General features: G+C 62.9%; 1 protein-coding gene. It reads right to left on the bottom strand.

Going from position 1 to position 866, the window contains the following annotated elements:
* Positions 1 to 866, bottom strand: an 866-nt coding sequence (locus NKJ64_RS30455) for an adenylate/guanylate cyclase domain-containing protein (protein WP_352463832.1), incomplete at both ends; no start/stop codon positions are given.

Raw genomic sequence — 866 nt, 5'->3', positions numbered from 1 at the left:
CTCCCCTCGACAACGAAGCGGACGCCAAGGTCGCGCGCGACGTCCGCCAGCGCTGCAGGCTTGTTCTTGTAGGCGAACACCGAGTTGCGCGCGATGACGTCCAGACCGGACAGCTTGGTGAGGTCGGTGATCAGATCCTCGGTGATGCCGTCAGCGAAATAGTCCTGGCCTGGATCGCCGCCGAGGTTTGCAAACGGCAGCACGGCAACCGATGGCCGCGATGGCACTGAGAACTTCTGCCATGCGAAAATGCCGGCAATCGCGGCGATCGCCAAGGCGGCGGCGCCTGCCAGGATGATGACGCGCGAGCTCGGCCGGTGTGGCGCGGCCGTGACCTTTCCCGATGCTGCGGGATCCAGCAGCAATCGATAGGCGCGAACCGGATCGGCGATGTTCTTGAGGCGCTGCTCGCCAAGACTGGCAAAGCCGACATCAACCTTGTGAACGGCATGATCAAATGCGGTTCCGGAGATACATACACCCCCCGGCTCGGCCATAGCCTCGAGGCGCGCGGCGATGTTGACGCCATCGCCGTAGATGTCATTTTCCTCTACGATGACATCACCGAGATTGACGCCGATGCGAAACCGGATGTGGCGGGGGTCGGAGGTGCCCGGGTCTCGGACAGCCATCCGGCGCTGAATCGCGGCAGCGCATTGGACGGCATCAACGACGCTGGCGAATTCGACCAGCGCCCCGTCTCCCATGAGCTTGATAATCCGACCGTGGAATTCCTTGATCGCGGGGTCGACCAGTTCTCGACGGCAACCCTTCAGTCGTTCGAGCGTGCCGACCTCATCCTCGCCCATGAGCGTGCTGTAGCCGACCACGTCGGCAGCAAGGATCGCGGTAAGCCTTCGCTCCAT

The organism is Mesorhizobium sp. M0062 (assembly GCF_040323125.1).
Taxonomy (GTDB): domain Bacteria; phylum Pseudomonadota; class Alphaproteobacteria; order Rhizobiales; family Rhizobiaceae; genus Mesorhizobium.
The sequence above is the reverse complement of the archived record's forward strand: the minus strand, read 5'-3'. Positions and strand labels throughout refer to the sequence as shown.